Source organism: Acidobacteriota bacterium (assembly GCA_016716905.1).
Classification (GTDB): domain Bacteria; phylum Acidobacteriota; class Vicinamibacteria; order Vicinamibacterales; family SCN-69-37; genus SYFT01.
Window position 1 is genome coordinate 471,549 of record JADJUS010000003.1, and the last position, 17,194, is coordinate 488,742.

General features: G+C 65.1%; 19 protein-coding genes. 13 read left to right on the forward strand and 6 right to left on the reverse strand.

What is annotated here, in order from left to right:
- The 6 genes from frr to rplM all read right to left on the reverse strand — a co-directional run bounded on the left by frr (position 1) and on the right by rplM (position 3,932).
- Positions 1 to 570, reverse strand: a complete 570-nt coding sequence (gene frr / locus IPL75_02305) for a ribosome recycling factor (protein ID MBK9239100.1) — start codon at positions 568 to 570, stop codon at positions 1 to 3.
- A gap of 33 nt (positions 571 to 603) precedes the next feature.
- The gene (locus tag IPL75_02310; protein ID MBK9239101.1) at positions 604 to 1,320 is read right to left on the reverse strand and encodes a UMP kinase; all 717 of its coding nucleotides are present in this window, start codon (positions 1,318 to 1,320) and stop codon (positions 604 to 606) included.
- Positions 1,321 to 1,585: 265 nt separating this feature from the next.
- Positions 1,586 to 2,191, reverse strand: coding sequence for a translation elongation factor Ts (tsf, locus tag IPL75_02315; protein MBK9239102.1), 606 nt, complete (start codon positions 2,189 to 2,191; stop codon positions 1,586 to 1,588).
- An 89-nt stretch (positions 2,192 to 2,280) separates the two neighbouring features.
- Positions 2,281 to 3,054: a 30S ribosomal protein S2 gene (gene rpsB / locus IPL75_02320; protein ID MBK9239103.1), complete on the reverse strand. Its 774-nt coding sequence runs from the start codon at positions 3,052 to 3,054 to the stop codon at positions 2,281 to 2,283.
- 48 nt (positions 3,055 to 3,102) lie between these two features.
- On the reverse strand, positions 3,103 to 3,498 hold the full coding sequence (gene rpsI / locus IPL75_02325) for a 30S ribosomal protein S9 (protein ID MBK9239104.1): 396 nt from the start codon (positions 3,496 to 3,498) through the stop codon (positions 3,103 to 3,105).
- Between the two features lie 2 nt (positions 3,499 to 3,500).
- Complete coding sequence (rplM, locus tag IPL75_02330) at positions 3,501 to 3,932, reverse strand: 50S ribosomal protein L13 (protein MBK9239105.1); 432 nt, start codon at positions 3,930 to 3,932, stop codon at positions 3,501 to 3,503.
- Positions 3,933 to 4,199: 267 nt separating this feature from the next.
- Here rplM and pilM point away from each other — a divergent pair, with 267 nt between their 5' ends.
- The 13 genes from pilM to IPL75_02395 are packed head-to-tail and all read left to right on the forward strand — an operon-like array spanning position 4,200 to position 17,056.
- Positions 4,200 to 5,240, forward strand: a complete 1,041-nt coding sequence (gene pilM / locus IPL75_02335) for a type IV pilus assembly protein PilM (protein MBK9239106.1) — start codon at positions 4,200 to 4,202, stop codon at positions 5,238 to 5,240.
- Positions 5,237 to 5,830 carry a PilN domain-containing protein gene (locus IPL75_02340; GenBank protein MBK9239107.1) on the forward strand — a complete coding sequence of 198 codons (594 nt, stop codon included), beginning with the start codon at positions 5,237 to 5,239 and terminating at the stop codon, positions 5,828 to 5,830. The genes pilM and IPL75_02340 overlap by 4 nt, the downstream gene beginning before the upstream one ends.
- A 2-nt stretch (positions 5,831 to 5,832) precedes the next feature.
- Positions 5,833 to 6,420, forward strand: a complete 588-nt coding sequence (gene pilO, locus IPL75_02345) for a type 4a pilus biogenesis protein PilO (protein MBK9239108.1) — start codon at positions 5,833 to 5,835, stop codon at positions 6,418 to 6,420.
- The gene (locus IPL75_02350) at positions 6,417 to 6,878 is read left to right on the forward strand and encodes a hypothetical protein (protein ID MBK9239109.1); all 462 of its coding nucleotides are present in this window, start codon (positions 6,417 to 6,419) and stop codon (positions 6,876 to 6,878) included. Before pilO ends, IPL75_02350 begins: the two co-directional genes overlap by 4 nt.
- Complete coding sequence (pilQ, locus tag IPL75_02355) at positions 6,875 to 8,197, forward strand: type IV pilus secretin PilQ (protein ID MBK9239110.1); 1,323 nt, start codon at positions 6,875 to 6,877, stop codon at positions 8,195 to 8,197. The genes IPL75_02350 and pilQ overlap by 4 nt, the downstream gene beginning before the upstream one ends.
- The gene (locus IPL75_02360; GenBank protein MBK9239111.1) at positions 8,194 to 8,799 is read left to right on the forward strand and encodes a hypothetical protein; all 606 of its coding nucleotides are present in this window, start codon (positions 8,194 to 8,196) and stop codon (positions 8,797 to 8,799) included. The genes pilQ and IPL75_02360 overlap by 4 nt, the downstream gene beginning before the upstream one ends.
- Complete coding sequence (locus IPL75_02365; GenBank protein MBK9239112.1) at positions 8,796 to 10,736, forward strand: PKD domain-containing protein; 1,941 nt, start codon at positions 8,796 to 8,798, stop codon at positions 10,734 to 10,736. The genes IPL75_02360 and IPL75_02365 overlap by 4 nt, the downstream gene beginning before the upstream one ends.
- Before the next feature lie 16 nt (positions 10,737 to 10,752).
- Complete coding sequence (locus tag IPL75_02370) at positions 10,753 to 11,856, forward strand: aminopeptidase P family protein (protein MBK9239113.1); 1,104 nt, start codon at positions 10,753 to 10,755, stop codon at positions 11,854 to 11,856.
- 4 nt (positions 11,857 to 11,860) lie between these two features.
- The gene (gene accB, locus IPL75_02375; protein MBK9239114.1) at positions 11,861 to 12,334 is read left to right on the forward strand and encodes an acetyl-CoA carboxylase biotin carboxyl carrier protein; all 474 of its coding nucleotides are present in this window, start codon (positions 11,861 to 11,863) and stop codon (positions 12,332 to 12,334) included.
- Positions 12,335 to 12,339: 5 nt separating this feature from the next.
- A complete protein-coding gene (gene accC / locus IPL75_02380; protein MBK9239115.1) occupies positions 12,340 to 13,716 on the forward strand; it encodes an acetyl-CoA carboxylase biotin carboxylase subunit in 1,377 nt (458 codons plus the stop codon).
- Positions 13,713 to 14,408 (forward strand): thiamine phosphate synthase, encoded by a 696-nt coding sequence (locus tag IPL75_02385; GenBank protein MBK9239116.1) that lies wholly within the window; start codon positions 13,713 to 13,715, stop codon positions 14,406 to 14,408. The genes accC and IPL75_02385 overlap by 4 nt, the downstream gene beginning before the upstream one ends.
- Positions 14,409 to 14,444: 36 nt before the next feature.
- The gene (locus tag IPL75_02390; GenBank protein ID MBK9239117.1) at positions 14,445 to 16,136 is read left to right on the forward strand and encodes an amino acid permease; all 1,692 of its coding nucleotides are present in this window, start codon (positions 14,445 to 14,447) and stop codon (positions 16,134 to 16,136) included.
- A 5-nt stretch (positions 16,137 to 16,141) separates the two neighbouring features.
- Entirely contained in the window at positions 16,142 to 17,056 is a 915-nt protein-coding gene (locus tag IPL75_02395; protein ID MBK9239118.1) for a bifunctional 5,10-methylenetetrahydrofolate dehydrogenase/5,10-methenyltetrahydrofolate cyclohydrolase, read from the forward strand.
- Positions 17,057 to 17,194: the final 138 nt, after the last annotated feature.

Sequence of the window (17,194 nt, forward strand, 5' to 3'; positions counted from 1 at the left end):
CTACTTGCCGAGCAGGTCGATGTCTTTTTTCTTCTGCAGCTCGTCGATCTGGCCAATCTTCTGATCGGTAATGCGCTGCACATCTTCAAGCCCGCGTCGCTCGTCGTCTTCCGAGATGGCGGAGTCCTTGAGGAACTTCTTCAGTTTGTCGTTCGCGTCGCGACGAATCTGGCGCACGGCGTTGCGGCCTTCTTCGGTGTACTTGTGCATGAGCCGCGACATTTCCTTGCGGCGTTCTTCGGTGAGCGACGGAATCGGGATCCGGATCACTTTGCCGTCCGACGCGGGATTGAGCCCGAGGTTGCTTTTCTGCACCGCGCGCTCAATCGCTGCGATGAGCGACGGGTCGAAGGGCTGCGCCACAATCAGCGACGGTTCGGGCACCGAGAGCTGCGCCACCTGGTTGAGGGGCATCAGCGATCCGTACGCCTCCACGTGCACCGGGTCGAGGATGGAGATCGACGCGCGACCGGTGCGCAGGCCCGCCAGTTCCTTGCGCACGTGTTCTATCGCGCCATCCATCCGCGTGGTGACTTCGGCATACAGTCCTTTGAGGTCGGTGACGTCCATACGAGGCTCCAGGAAAAGGAAACGATCAGATCGTCAGGCGCGCACCGTGGTGCCCACGGGTTCTCCCATGATGACCCGGCGCAGGTTGCCCGCGTCGCGCAATCGAAAGACGATGATCGGCAGTTTGTTGTCCATGCAGAGAGAGATGGCGGTGGCGTCCATGACCTTGAGGCCACGTTCAAGCACTTCGAGGTAGGAGAGCGAGTCGTAGCGCGTCGCCGTGGGCGTGGTCATCGGGTCGGCGGTATAAATGCCGTCCACCTTGGTGCCCTTGAGGATGACCTCCGAGCGCATTTCCATGGCGCGCAGCGCCGCGGCCGTGTCGGTGGTGAAGTAGGGGTTGCCCGTGCCGGCCGCAAACACCACGACCCGGCCCTTTTCAAGGTGTCGCAGGGCCCGGCGCCGGATGAACGGTTCGGCGACGGCCCGCATTTCGATGGCCGCGGCCACGCGTGTGGTGACGCCGATCTTCTCAAGCGCGTCCTGCAGCGCCAGGGCGTTGATCACCGTGGCCAGCATGCCCATGTAGTCGGCCGTGGCGCGGTCCATCCCCTTGGCGCTGGCGGCCAGGCCGCGGAAAAGGTTGCCGCCGCCAATGACGACGCCAATCTGCACGCCCATCGCCTGGACTTCACCAATCTCCCGCGCGATTTGTGTGGCGACCGCAGGGTCGATGCCGAACGGCTGTTCGCCCATGAGGGCCTCGCCGGAAAGCTTTAAGAGAACGCGCGTATAGGCAGGTGTGGACACAAACTTGAATTATAAGGCATTCACCATGAAGTGCATGAAGTTCCATGAAGGCGCGGGGTTGGAGGCCCGGCTCCGCCGGGGCCGCGCGATCGAAGGGACGTCACCCACGAACACACCAAGACGTGCAGACGTGCAACGGTGCGTTCGTGAGTGACGTCCCTTCGATCGCGCGTGCCGCCGAAGGCGGCCGCCAACCCCGCGCTTCTGATCACTTGCCCTTGATGAATCTCCATGGAACTTCATGGATCTTCATGGTGAAGAAGATCTAGTTTGTCTCGCCGAGCTTGAAGCGGGCGAAGCGCGGAATGGCGACGTTTTCGCCAAGTTTGGCAATCGCGGCCGTGACCACCTGACCGATCGTGACTTTCGGGTCGCGAATCGACGGCTGGTCGAGCAGCACGAACTGCTCGTAGTAGGCGCCCACCTTGCCTTCGATGATCTTCTCGATCACGTTCGCCGGCTTGCCGGAGTTTTCCATCTGCGCGCGGTAGATCGCGCGCTCGCGCTCAAGCACATCGGCCGGCACGTCCTCGCGGCGCGCGTACAGGGGGCTGGCGGCGGCGATGTGCATCGCCACTTCCTTCACCAGGGCCTGGAAGTCGTCGGTGCGGGCCACGAAGTCGGACTCGCAGTTGACCTCCACGAGCACGCCAATCTTGCCGCCCATGTGAATGTACGAGCTGACGACCCCTTCAGACGTGGACCGGCCCATCTTCTTGGCCGCCTGGGCCAGGCCGCGCTTGCGCAGCACCGTGAGCGCCGCTTCGAGGTCGCCGCCCGACTCCACCAGAGCCGCCTTGCATTCCATCATTCCCGCGCCGGTCTGGTCGCGGAGGGTCTTTACCAACTTTGCGCTGATTTCAACGGACATGATTCATCCTCATCTGGTAGTACACAAAAGAAACGCCGGCCTTGGCAGGCCGGCGCTTCCGGACTTGAAAAAGTTCGAGGCGCGCCGGCTTACGCCGACGGAGTCGGGGCGACGACGGGTGTTTCGACCGCCGCCGGCTTGACCGGCGCGGCGGGCATTTCTTCCGCTGACGCCGACTCCGCAATGCCGCGACCCGCGAGGATCGCATCGGCGATGCCGGCCGCGAACAGTCGAATCGACCGCAGCGCGTCGTCATTGCCCGGAATCACGTAGTCCACCTGATCGGGGTCGCAGTTGGTGTCCACGACGCCAATCACCGGAATCTTGAGCTTGCGCGCTTCGTCGACCGCGATCTGTTCGTTGCGCGTGTCCACGATGAACAGCGCGTCGGGCAGCCGGCTCATGCCGCGAATGCCGTCGAGGTTCTTCGAGAGCTTGCGGCGCTCCTTGTCGAGCCGCGCAATTTCCTTCTTCGAGAGCGTGTCGTAGCGCCCGTCCGTGGTCATCGCTTCCAGCTCCCGCAGCCGTCCCAGCGAACGCTGGATGGTGGAGAAGTTGGTCAGCAGGCCGCCGAGCCACCGCTGGTTGACGAAAAACATCCCGCAGCGCTGCGCCTCTTCCGCAATGGCATCCTGCGCCTGGCGCTTGGTGCCCACGAACAGGAAGGTGCCTCCCTGTGCGGCGGTGTTGGTGGTGAACTGCGCGGCTTCCTTGTAGAGCCGCGCGGTGCGCCCCAAATCGATGATGTAGATGCCGTTACGTTCGCCAAAGATGAAGGGCTTCATCTTCGGATTCCAGCGCTTGGTTTGGTGGCCGAAGTGGACGCCCGCTTCGAGCAAATCCTTCATTGCAATCGAACTCAAGAGTGCTGCCTCGTGTCCTTGATAGTCATCGGAAAACTCAACGGAAAATTAACGCTTGCTGAACTGGAAGCGCTTGCGAGCGCCCTTCTGACCGTACTTCTTGCGTTCCTTGGCGCGCGGGTCGCGCGTCAAGAGACCTTCTTTGCGGAGCGACGAACGCAGCTCCGCGTTGAACTCCAGCAACGCGCGGGCGATGCCCAGGCGCAGTGCGCCGGCCTGGCCGGCCACGCCGCCACCGGCGGTGGTGGCCATGACGTCAAATTTTTCGGTGGTTTCGGTCGCGACGAGCGGGTGCCGAATCACCAGGCGCAACGTTTCGGTGGGGAAGGCCACTTCCACGGGCTTGGCGTTGACCGTGATGGCCCCGGCGCCGGGACGAAGGAAGACACGTGCGGTTGAGGTCTTGCGGCGCCCCGTGCCGTAGAACTGAGTTGCTGCTGCCACGTTTACGCTACCTCAAGCTTGCGCGGCTGCTGTGCCGCATGCGGGTGCTCGCCCTTGGCGTACACCTTCAATTTGCCGTACATCGCCGTGCCCAACTTTGTCTTCGGAAGCATGCCGCGCACCGCTTCCTCCACAATGCGCCGCGAATCCTTCTGGCGCACGATCTTGGCGCGCTCCTCGCGAAGCCCACCCTCGTAGCCGCTGTGGTAGCGGTACAATTTCTGTTCGTCCTTATTGCCGGTCAGCTTGACCTTCGACGCGTTCACCACGATCACGTGATCGCCCCGATCAAGAAACGGCGTCCACTCCGCCTTGTGCTTGCCCTGCAGCAACCGTGCCGCCTGGGTCGCGATGCGCCCCAGAACCAGACCGTCTGCGTCGATAACATGCCACTGCCGAGTTACGACCTTGGCGGATGGCGTAAACGTACCCATGCTTCCCTTTCAGCCGGATCCAAAGGACGGCAAACCAAAAGAATAGCGACGCTGTGCAGAAATGTCAATCAATCCGGCCCCGAACCGAACAAAGCCCCCGAACAAAACCGGGGACCCCGGGCCAATCCCGGCCCACTTACGAAAGTGCAAGTCGCGCACAAGAATGGGCGGGTCACCGGGGGGCCTGATTACGGGACAGGGCCTTGCTCTCTGGGAGAGTGGCATGTCTGGGCACTTGGCATCAGCCTTGCCAGTCCCCAGAGCGTAATGGGACTTGTCTCCGCCTTCCGGCCACCCGTCGTCGGACTCGATCTTGGGTCGCATGCCGTCAAAGCCGTGGCTTTGCGCAAGAGCCGCCGTGGCTGGAGCCTGCTGGCCGCCGGCGAGGCCCCCCTCCCGCCTGGGGACCGGGTGACCCAGGAACAGGTGAGTGAGACCGCCGCTGCGCTCCTTGATACCCTTGGCCTCCGCCGGGCCCACATTGCTGCCGCCGTCTCCGGACAGGCCGTCATCGTCAAGCGGCTGGCCCTGCCGCCCATGGGCCAGAAGGAACTGGCCGAAGCGATTCCCTGGGAAGCCGAACAGTACATTCCGTTTGCCCTGGCCGATGTGCAGCTCGATTACCAGGTGCTCAACGGCCAAGCCACGGCCCTGCCGGCTGACGCCCTCGACATCCTGTTGGTAGCGGCCAGAAAAGACCGGGCTGACGAACGGGTAGCCGTGGTCACGGCCACCGGACGCCGGCCGGCCGTGCTCGACGTCGAGGCGTTCGCCCTGGCCAATGCCTACGAGGTGAACTACCCCCACCGGACCGACGCCGTGTCAGCCCTGGTTCATATCGGGCGGAACGCCACCATCGTGTGTGTGCTCGAGCACGGGCAACTCGTGTTCACTCGCGACCTGGGTCTTGGCGGCGCGGCGTACACCACCGCGCTTGAGCGCGAAATTGGCCTGGACCCGGTGGCCGCGCGCCGCATCCTGCACGGCCAAAAGGGCAACGGAGACATGGCGGTCGCCGGCGTGCTGCGCGATGTCCACCTGCAACTCATCACCGAAATTCGCAAGACGCTGGACTTCTACTGGAGCACGGCCAGTCCGATGGCCCTCAGCCGCATCGTGTTGTCGGGCGGCGCGTGCCGCGTGGAAGGCCTGGGTCCGGCGCTCGACAACGAGTTTCAGACCACCGTGGAGTGGTGCGACCCGTTCCGGCAGATCGCCCGGCCGCCGCGCGCCATCGGCGCCGACCTTGACGGCCCGTCGTTTGCCGTGGCCGTGGGGCTCGCCCTTCGCCGGGAGAACGACCGATGATTCGCGTCAACCTGCTGGCCTCGGGCACCGAACCTGCGCACAAGCCGTGGCACAAGCTGTTTGTGATACCGCAGGAGCAACGCGCGGCGCTGATTGGCCTCACGATGCTTGTGGCCACCGCCATCGGCGTGGGCACCTGGTGGTGGTCCATCGATCGCGAACGCAAACGGGTGGACGCCGAAATTTCCGTCGCCGAAGCGGCCCTGACCCAGTTGAAGGAAGCCTCGCGGCTTGTGGAATTGGCCACGGCGCGCGAGGCCGACCTCAAGCAGCGCCTCGCCCTGATCGATCGCCTGCGCGCCACGCAGCGCGCCCCCGTGGTGCTGCTCGACACGATCAGCAAGTCGCTGTCGGAAGGCCTGTGGCTCCTGGACCTCAAACAAAACGGCGCCATGGTGCAGCTTGAAGGACGCGCCATGTCGTTGTCGGCGCTGACCGATTTCATCGACCGCCTCCAGGTGTCGGGGCGGTTCGCGCACACGATCGACATCGTCACCACCAGCATGGAAACGGTGGCCTCACAGTCGGTGGTGCGTTTCGCGATTCGCGGCGAAGTGACAGCCCTGGCTGGTCCTGAGGGAGACCAGTAGTCATGGCAAAAAGTTTTCATCAGTATTCGCCGAAGGCGCAGGCCGTGATGTGCGGCATCGTGTCGATCTTCGGACTGGCCGCCGCATGGCAGGTGCTCATTTCACCCGACCGCGCCGAACTCGCGGTGCGGCGCACACGGCTGGCCACGGTGCTCGCCGACGTCGACAAGGCGACACTCACCGCGCAGCGCCTGCCGGCGGTCAAAAAACAGGTAGCGGCGCTCGAAGCCAAACTCCACGAAACCACCGCCGTGCTGCCCGACGAAAAGGATGCGCAAGTAGTACTGCGGGGCTTGCACGTGCTCGCGAGCGAAACCAATCTCAGCCTCAGCAACTTCACCCCCAAGCCGGTCGCCGACCGCGAGCAGTATTCGGAATGGCCCATCGAAGTGGGCCTGCAGGGCGGCTATCACGACCTGAGCCGCTTCTTCGATCGCGTGGCGTCGGATTCACGCCTGATTTCAGTCTCCAATCTGCACTTGCGGGTCAACACCACCGCCGACGGCAAAGGCGCCCTGGTGCTCGCGTCGTGTACCGCCACCACATTTGTCTTCAGCACCGCGACATCTGAATCGGGAGGTCGACCGTGACCGCAGCAAGACTCCTCGTGCTTGGTGTGGGGCTGTCGCTCTGCGCCGGCGTGGTCTCCCACGCGCAGGAAATCAAGATCGGCACCCGCGTCGGCGTGCCGGCGTCCGGGTACGACTCGGGCGGGCGTCGCGACCCGTTCGCCAGCCTGATCAAGGAACAACCCACGAACGTCCCCGAGGCCGACGTCACGCGCGCCAAGGGCCTGGCCGGTGTGGCGGTCGTGGATGCGGTCGTCACCGGCATCATCACCAGCGGCCAGAAGTGGATCGCCATTGTGGCGGGCCCCGACGGCAACACCTATCTCGCTCGGACCAACGACAAGTTGCATGACGCTGTGGTGCGTCGCATCGATCGCGACGCGGTGACCTTCCTCGCGCGTGTGCCCGATGGGACCGGCACCATCGTGTCGCGCGAAGTGAAAAAAGGCCTCCGGCCAATAACAGGAGCAGGACGATGATGGGCGCTCGGTTGCTGCGGTGCGCCGTCATTGGCGCGTGGTGCGTCTCGAGCGTCATGCTTGTGGCGCAGGTGCCGTCCACTTTTACGACGCCTCAGGAAACGGTCAAGCGTTACACCGGCGCGGTGGGCGATTTCGATTTCCAGGGCGCGGATTTGCGAGCGGTCCTCCGGTCGTTTGCGGAAGTGAGCGGCCTCAACATCGTCATCGATTCCGCCGTGGACGGCACCGTGGACATCAAGCTGATGCGGGTGCCGTGGGATCAGGCGCTCGACGTCATCCTCAAGAGCAACAAACTCTCCTACATCGTGGAGGGCAACGTGGTGCGCATCGTGCCGCTGACGGTGCTTGACGCTGAAAATCTGGCGCGCCAGAAGCTGGCGGATTCCCAGGCGCCCACGTCGATCGAAACACGCGCCTACACCTTGAACTACGCGCGGGCCGAGGAACTTGAACCACTGCTGAAAGTGGCCGTGCTCTCCAAGTTCGGCAACGTGCAGCATGACAAGCGCACCAACACGTTGATCGTGCGCGACCTGCCCGACCGGCTGGTGGCGACAGCGGATCTGATCGCGACGCTGGACAAGGCCGAACCGCAGGTGGAAATCGAAGCCCGCATCGTGCAGACCAATCGTGATTCCGCGCGCGCGCTCGGTGTGCAGTGGGGCGGGGGCGGCCGGCTCGATCCGCAGATCGGCAACACCACCGGCCTGAACTTCCCCAACAGCGGATCCGTCGTGGCCGGCACGGACCTGTCTGCCGCCTCACCGAGCACGACGGTCGGTCTGGCGATGCGTTCGATCACCGGCGCCCTCAATCTCGACGTCGCGCTCTCGGCGCTTGAGCGCACCGGCAACGGCCGCGTGATCTCGTCGCCCAAGGTGACCACGCAGAACAACAAACAGGCCGAGATGACGCAGGGTGTGCAGATTCCCATCCAGAAGGATCAGAACAACACCGTCACCATCGAATTCAAGGACGCCGCCCTCAAGCTGATGGTCACGCCGCGGATTACCGCCGCTGACACCGTGATCATGGACGTGGAACTCGAAAACGCCACGCCGGACTTCAGCAAGGCGGTGAATGGCATCCCGCCGATCGACACCCAGCGGGCGAAGACATCGGTGCAGGTGACCGACGGTGCGACCACGGTCATCGGCGGCATCAACGTCAGCCGGGAACAGTCCTCACAAGATCGCACACCTGTGCTGCATCGGATTCCGCTGCTCGGGTGGCTGTTCAAGAACGACACCAGTCAGGACGAAAACCGGGAGCTTCTCATTTTCATCACCCCTCGCATTGTGCGGAGTCCGTCATGATGTTCACGTCCACCCCCAGAACTGTCCGGGCACTCGGCCTGCTTGCCGTGCTGACCCTGACCAACGCCTGCGCCGCGAATGGGCGTACGGGAGAGGCCAGCTCGTACCTCATCGTGACCTCGATGACCGCCGCGTCAGGCGCGAAGCCTTCAGAATTTGGCGGCGTGCTTTCGTCCGATGTGGTGACGGTGGTCAACAATTCACCAACCATCCTTGAAGACATGGCCCAGGTGCAGTTCCGGCTGGCCATGAAAGACCCGACCATCACCGAGCCGTCGGCGGTCAACAGCATCACCGTGAAGGGATATCGCGTCACGTTCTCGCGGTCTGACGGCCGCAACACGCCTGGTGTGGATGTGCCGTATCCATTTGACGGCGCCATGACCGCCACGGTCAGCGGCACGGCCACGGCATCGCTCGTGCTCGTCCGGGTGCAGGCCAAACTCGAGCGGCCACTCAGCCTGTTGGCGTTTGGTGGCGGCGCCGTCGTGATCTCCACGTTTGCCGACGTGGTGTTTTATGGAACCGACCAGGCGGGACGGGACGTCACCGTGACCGCAAGAATCAGTGTGAACTTTGCCGATTGGGGTGATCCGGAATGAGCGCGATCCATCGTCGTGCCGTGGTTGTGGCCCTGGCCGTTGTCGCCAGTGTGTCCTGTAGCGTGGAACCGGCATCAGTGCCGGTCCCGAGCGGTCCCTCCGAACTGGCGTTGTCGCTGGGCGTGTCCGCCTCGCCCGACATGATCAGCCAGGACGGCGTGTCCACATCGCGCCTCAACATCACGGCGCGTGATTCAAACGGCCTGCCGAAATCCGGCGTGGCCCTGCGCCTCGACATCCTGGTGCAGGACATCAGCGGCGCCCTGGTGCCGGCCGACTACGGGACGCTGAGCAACCGTTGGCCGTCCACCGGCAGCGATGGCACCGTGGGCGTCACCTACATCGCGCCACCCACACCAAACGGTGGCGTGGTCACGAACCGCGTGGTCACGTTCCGCGTGATTCCGATCGGCACCGATTATTCAGACGCGCTGTCGCGTACGGTGGACCTGCTCCTCGTGCCGCCCGGCACGATTCGGCCCCCGACGCGCATGGTGCCCAAATTCACCTATTCGCCGTCGGGCCCCCGCACGTACGACACGGTCTTTTTTGACGCGTCCAGCACGTCCGATCCCGACGCGGCGATCGTCTCCTACCAGTGGCAGTTTGGCGATGGCAGCACCAGCACGGGCCGCCAGGCCACCCATAGTTACGAGCTGGCGGGGAGTTATGGCGTGGTGCTGACCGTCAGCGACGCATTCGGCACCAGCGTGTCAACCCCGGTCACCCAGATTTCGGTCTCGACCTCGCCCGGCCCGAACGCGCAGTTCACCTACTCGCCGACCGCGCCCGGCCTCGGCACCAACGTCATCTTCAACGCGGCGGCCTCCACGGCGCCTCCCGGACGTCGCATCACGGGCTACAACTGGGATCTTGGCGACGGCACGTTCGTCGAAGGCATCGCCGTGCAGCACAGAATGCACGGTCACGGGCACCTTCACGGTGGTGCTGCAGGTGACCGACGACGCCGGCCGCACCAGCGTGGCCACGCAGACGCTGACGGTGGGCGACCTCAGCTCGCCAAACGCGCAGTTCACCATGTCACCAACGGCGCCGGGTATCGGCACGACGGTGGTGTTCAACGCGACGGCGTCCACCGTGCCGGCAGGGCGGACGATTGTCTCCTACGAGTGGGACTTCGGCGTGCCTGGAGGCACCGGGTCTGGTGTCACATCGACATTCCAGTACGCAAGCGCGGGTACGTTCACCGTGGTGCTGACGGTCACCGACAACACCGGCCGCAAGGGTGTGCGGTCCGCCACCATTACCGTGGTGCCGCCTCCCGAGGAGGAGCAGTGACAGCCGAACAAATTCGTCGAGGTGGGGACCCGGCGGCCGCAATCGATCTCTGTCGCGACGCGCTGGCGCGATTTCCGGGCCATCTCTCAGCCCGGGTGACACTGGGGTGGGCGCTGCTGGACCTGGGGCGGCTCCAGGAAGCTCGTGAAGAGTTCCAGATCGTCCGGCAATCCGCGCCCGACAATTTCGCCGCCATTCGCGGGCTGGCGCAGTTGCACGTCCTTGAAGAGAACGACAACAGCTACACCCCGGACATGGATGCGGCGCAGGAACCGTCTGCGCCGGCAGCCATAACGCCATCGGCGGCGCCGAAACTGGCCGCGGCTCCCGTCGCCCCGGTCGAACCGGTCGCGGCCCTGGTCCCGCCGGCGCCGCAACCGGCGGCGCCCGAGCCGTCGGCACCCGAGCCGTCGGTTCCGGAACCAGCCGCCCCTGAACCGATCGCCGCTGTGCCAGTGGCCCCTGCGCCGCCGCCAGCGCCCGTGGTGGCTCCTGTCGCAGCGGTCCCTCCGATGGCTGCGGTGGCCCCGCCGGCACCGCAACCGGTGGCCGCGGCACACGTCCCGTCCCCATCGCCGCTGGTGATGCGTCTTGAATCGTGGCTGTCGCGGGTCGAGCAACTTCGGGCCGCGGTCTGACACAATCTCTCGTTGAGTGGTTGATTCCCGTCCCGACTGGCCGGCCCGACTGGCCGCGCTTCGACGCCAATGGCAGGCCGACGGCACCGTGTGCGTCGTGTCGTCGCCCACCAACATCGCCTATCTGACCGGATTCCATGGGTCGGCCGGGCTGTTCGTCCAAAGCGGGGGCGGGGACTGGCTGGTCCTTGATGGCCGGTACACCACCGTCGCGACGGAGGCAGGCGCGAGGGGCGACCTGGCGCCGGTCTCGGTGGTCACCACCGAGACTACCTATGAAGCCGCGCTTGCCAGGGTGATTGCCGGCACCGGCGCCACGCGCATCATTTTTGAGGCCGATCACGTTACGGTGTCGCTGCTGAAGCGATGGCAGGTCGCGGTTCCCGGGGAGTTTCAAGATCACGCCGGTCTGGTGGAACCCCTCCGGCTCATCAAGGACGCCCACGAGATTGCGGTGTTCCGGCGAGCGGGCGCCGCGTTGGCCGGAGTGGCCGCGAGGTTGGGGGAGTGGGTCAGGGAGGGCCGGTCCGAGCGGCAGGTGGCGGCCGAGATCGACCTCGGCCTGCACCGGGCCGGTTTCACCAAGCCGGCCTTCGACACGATTGTCGCGTCGGGCCCGAATTCGGCCCATCCGCACGCCCATCCAGGCGATCGCTGCCTGAGTCCCGGCGACCTGGTGGTGCTGGACTTCGGCGGGGTCTTGGACGGATACTGCGTGGACTTGACCCGGATGGCGGCGGTGGGCCGGCCCGGGGACGAAGCTGCCGGCATCTTTCGCGCGGTGCGGAGGGCGCAGCAGGCAGCGTTGGACGTAATGTGCGCTGGTGTCGCCACCGGCGCGGTTGATTGGGCCGCTCGCCAGGTTCTTGACGCAGAAGGACTTGGAGCGGCATTTGTTCATGGGACCGGCCATGGGCTCGGACTTGAGGTACATGAGGCGCCGCGACTATCGCGCCTCTCGCCTCCCGACGAGCTCCTCCGGGCCGGAATGGTCTGCACCGTCGAACCCGGCGCCTATGTGCCCGGAGTTGGTGGGGCACGGCTGGAGGACGATGTGCTCGTGACCGATACGGGCATTGAAGTCCTCACGGCGGGACCACGCGACTTGCTGACTGTTTGATGTTATGAACCTCGACGCCCTCAAAGACATTCTGAACCTGGTTCGCGAGCATGAGCTTGCGGAATTCGAAATGGAGCACGACGGCCTCAAGGTCCGCATTCGCAAGGCGGGCCGTGAGTACGTGGTGACCCAGGCGGCGCCCGCTGCGGCACCCGCACCCCTCGCGCCTGTCGCGCCGATCGCCACGGCCGCGCCGGCGGCCGTCGCTCCACCCCCAGCGGTGGACGCCGGTGTGCCGCTGGCCGTCATCAAGGCGCCCATCGTGGGCACCTTGTACCGGTCGGCCGAGCCCGGCGCCAAGCCGTTTGTCGAAGTCGGGTCGATCGTCAAGAAGGGCCAGGTGCTCTGCATCATCGAAGCGATGAAGCTGATGAACGAAATCGAATGTGAATGTGACGGCGAAATTGCCGCGGCTTACGTGGACAACGGCCAGCCGGTGCAGTTCGGCGACCGGATCTTTGCCGTGAAGGTGAGCTGAACCGCGTGTTCAACAAGATCCTGATCGCGAATCGTGGGGAGATTGCGCTCCGCATCATCTGCGCGTGTCGCGAGATGGGCATCAAGACCGTCGCCGTCTATTCCCAGGCCGACGAACATTCCCTGCACGTGCGGTTTGCCGACGAAGACGTCTGCATCGGGCCGGCCCGCAGCGCCGATTCCTATCTGAGTGTGCCGGCGATCATCAGCGCGGCGGAAATCACCGGCGCTGACGCCATTCATCCCGGCTACGGGTTCCTCTCCGAGAGCGCGTATCTCGCCGAAGTGTGCGAAGCGTGCCACATCAAGTTCATCGGGCCCGACCCGAACGTCATCCGGTTGCTTGGCGACAAGGCGCGCGCCCGGCGTGCGATGAAAAAAGCCGGCGTGCCGATTCTGCCGGGCAGCGACGGCCCGGTGCAGGGCGAGGAAGAAGCGATCAAGATCGCCAAGGACCTCGGCTTTCCACTCATCATCAAGGCCGTGGCCGGCGGGGGCGGTCGAGGCATGCGCATCGTGCGCAACGCCGAGGAACTGCCCAAAAACGTCAAGACCGCCATGCGTGAAGCCGAGGCCGCGTTTGGCCTGGGTGATGTCTACCTCGAACGGTACGTGGAGGCGCCGCGCCACATCGAAATCCAGGTCATGGGCGACCATCACGGCAACGTGGTGCATCTGGGCGAACGTGAGTGTTCGGTGCAGCGCCGGCACCAGAAGCTGATCGAAGAAGCACCCTCGGCCGCGCTCACCGACAAGCAGCGCAAGAAGCTGGGCGCCACGGTTGTGGAGGCCGCCCGCGCGGTGCAGTACAGCAATGCGGGCACGTTTGAGTTCCTGCTCGACGCCACCGGCAACTTCTATTTCCTCGAAGTCAACACCCGCCTGCAGGTGGAACATCCGGTGACCGAGTTCGTGACCGGGATCGACATCGTGAAGGAACAGATTCGGGTGGCGGCAGGGCAGCGCCTCTCGGTGCGGCAGAGCGACATCGAGTTTCGCGGACACGCGATCGAGTGCCGCGTGAACGCCGAAGATCCGGTGACGTTTACGCCCAGCCCCGGACTCATCACGGCCTACAGCGTGCCCGGCGGCCCCGGTGTGCGCGTGGATTCGTTCGTGCACTCCGATTGCACCGTGTCGCCGTACTACGACTCGCTCATCGCAAAAATCATCACGTATGGCCGCGATCGCAATGAGGCCATCGCGCGCATGAAGCGCACGCTTGAGATGACGGTGATCGAGGGCATCAAGACATCGATCCCGCTCCATCTCAAGATCCTCAACGACCCCGACTTCGTGGCCGCGCGGATCAACACGAGCTTCATGGAGCGCTTCATGCCGGACAAAACGGCGGGAAAAGGCAAGCTCGCCGAAAGCGCGTGAGGGGGCTCTACGCCATCCTCGACTGTGACGCAGTTGCCGCTCGCGGCTGGGCGCCGGCCGACGTCTGTCGTGCCTGGCTCACCGCCGGCGTGCGCCTGATTCAGCTGCGCGCCAAGTCTGCGCGGTTCGGCGCGTTCCTTGACGTGGCCGACGATATCGCGCCGCTGTGCCGTGAGGCCGGCGCCACACTCTTCATCAATGACCGCGCTGATGTCGCCGTCCTCTGCGGTGCCGACGGCGTCCACGTCGGGCAGGACGACCTCGCGCCGGCTGATGCCCACCGTGTCTTCGAAAACGGGGCACTGGGACTCCCTTTCTCCGGAAACGTAGCGCGGCCTGTTCCTCAAGGCCGAGGCCTTGTGGGTCTCTCCACCCACACTGATGCCCAGATTGCGGCGGCGGTGAGTCAGCCGATCTCTTACCTGGCGATCGGTCCGGTGTTCGGCACCGGGTCGAAAGACACGGGGTATGGCGCGGTGGGATTGGCTCAGGTTGAGCGCGCCGCCGTGGCCGCGCGAGCCGCCGGCCTGCCACTGGTGGCCATCGGCGGCATCACCCTCGACCGCGCCCCGGCCGTGTGGGCCGCGGGTGCCGATGCGGTGGCTGTCATCGCCGATTTGCTCCCCGCAGAGCGAGCCGGGCTCGAAGCTCGGGCGCGGGATTGGTTGCGCGCCGGGCCGGGTCGCCTATAATGACCGGGCCACGAGCCTGTTTGCGGACCTTACAACATGGATTCAAACCTCCTCAGAACCAAGTCGATTGAACAACTTGTCGGAGACGTCGAGCACGGGTCAAAGGCGCTCAAGCGCAGCCTGAGCGCGTGGGACCTGACGTTGCTGGGTATCGGCGCCATCATCGGCACCGGCATCTTCGTCCTCACCGGCACGGCAGCGGCCAATCAGGCGGGACCCTCCATCATGGTCTCGTATCTGGCCGCGGGTCTCGCCTGCGGCTTCGCCGCCCTGTGTTACGCCGAGTTCGCATCGATGATCCCCATTGCCGGCAGCGCGTATACCTACGCTTATGCCACATTGGGCGAGCTGGTGGCCTGGATGATCGGCTGGGACCTCATCCTCGAATACGCCGTGGGCTCGATGACCGTCGCCATCGGCTGGAGCGGCTACATGCAGAAGCTGCTCTCGGGCGCCGGCATTCACCTGCCGGTCTGGATGAGCGCGGCGCCGGGCACGCTTGACGCCAACGGCGTCTCGATTGGCGCACTCATCAACCTGCCGGCCGTGCTCATCGTGCTGGCGATCACCGCGCTCCTGGTGGTCGGTGTGCAGGCCACGGCCCGCGCCAACGCCATCATGGTGAGCATCAAGCTCGTCGCGATTGTCTTTTTCATCGCGGTCGGCGCCACCTACGTCAAGCCCGAGAACTGGGAGCCGTTTTTCGCCTACGGCTGGCAGGGCACCATGGCGGCCGCGGCGGTCGTGTTTTTCGCCTACATCGGCTTTGACGCCGTTTCGACCACGGCTGAAGAAGCCAAGAACCCCCAGCGTGACCTGCCCATCGGCATCCTGTCGTCACTGGTGGTCTGCACGGTGTTGTACCTGGCAGTGGCGGCCGTGTTGACCGGCATCGTGCCGGTGGTGGAGAGCAAGACCGACGCCGCGTTCCTGAACGCGCCTGTCGCGTTTGCCCTGAGCCTCATCGGCCAGGACTGGGCGGCCTATCTCGTCTCGGCCGGCGCCGTCGCCGGCATCACGTCGGTGCTGCTCGTCATGCTGCTGAGCCAGCCGCGCATCTTCTTCGCGATGAGCCGCGATCGCCTGCTGCCGCCGGGCGTCAGCGTCGTGCATCCGAAGTACGGCACGCCGTACATCACGACGATCATCACCGGTGTCGTCGTGGCTATCGTTGCCGGGTTCACGCAGATTCAGACCGTGGGCGAGATGACCAGCATCGGTACGCTGTTCGCCTTTGTCGTCGTGTGCGCGGCGGTCCTGATCCTGCGTCGCACGCGGCCTGAGGCCAAGCGGCCGTTCCGCGTGCCCGGTGGCGGCGTGTTGCCGGTGCTGGGCATCGTCTCGTGTTTCTATCTGATGTTGAGCCTGCCCGTGGTCACCTGGGTGCGGTTCCTGGTGTGGCTGGACCTCGGCCTGATCATCTATTGGGTGTACGGCCGGACCCACAGCACACTCGCCAATGCGGCCGAGCAGGCGAAGCGCACGGGGATGCAGGCGCTGGCAAACTTCATCACCGCGTTCGGCGCCCTCGCGCTGTTCAACGGTTTTGCCATGGCCATCCTCGGGTTCTTCACCGAGTGGGGCATCACCAATGAGACCACCGCCAAGTGGCATGAGATTGGTGTGACCCACGAACAGGCCGACATCTTCGGCCTCCAGGTCCTCGGTGTGTCGCTCGTGGTCTTCATCATCGGCCGCGTGTTGTCGAAGACCTCCGGCGAGAAGTAACCGCGGTGTTGCTCGACGGTACGCGCGTCGCCGGGGCGATCCGGGCGGAACTCGCGCCGCGCGTCGCTCAGTTCCTGACGGCGCGCGGTCGTCGTCCGGCGTTGCACATCCTGCTCGTCGGCGACGACCCCGCGTCGCAAATTTACGTGCGCAACAAGGAACGGGCCGGCACCGACGCCGGCCTGCTCGTGGCCGTGCACCGGTTGCCCGCCACGGCGCCGGTGGATGAGGTGCTGGCGACCGTCCTCCGGCTGAACGCGGACCCCGAGTGCGACGGCATCCTGGTGCAGGCGCCCTTACCCGAGGCCATCGGCAAACACGGCACCGAGCAGGTGTTTGATGCGATCGACCCGGCCAAGGATGTGGACGGGTTTCATCCGCACAATGTGGGATTGCTCGTGCAGGGCCGCGCGGCACTCAAGCCGTGCACACCGTCCGGGGTGATCGAGTTGCTCGACCGCGAAGGGCAGAGCATTGCCGGAAAACACGCGGTGGTGATCGGCCGATCGGAGATCGTGGGCAAGCCGATGGCGCTGCTGCTGCTGCAGCGCGACGCCACGGTCACCATCTGTCATTCCAAGACACCTGACCTGGCGGCCACCTGCGCGCGTGCCGACATCCTCGTGGCGGCGATCGGCCGCCCCGGCTTCGTCACGCCGGAGTTCGTGAAGCCGGGCGCGGTGGTGATTGATGTGGGGATCAACCGAGTGGACTCGCGTGACCAGGCCGTGGCGCTCTTCGGCGCCAATCACCCCAGGCTCGGCGGCTTCGACGCCCGCGGCTCGATGGTCGTCGGCGACGTGCACCCCGCGGTCGCCGACATCGCGTCGGCCATGACCCCGGTGCCCGGCGGCGTCGGGCCGCTCACGATCGCGATGCTGCTCAAGAACACCCTGACCGCCGCTGAAGGCCGCGGCTGATCGCGGCCTTGAGACCCAGGCCGCGCTACGAGGAGCGTTAGGTGTCTTTGAGCGTGACGGCGGACGCGCATTTCGTAGGGCGCGCTGAACCCCAAGCGCGCCGGACACTCGCGGCCTTGAGACCCAGGCCGCGCTACG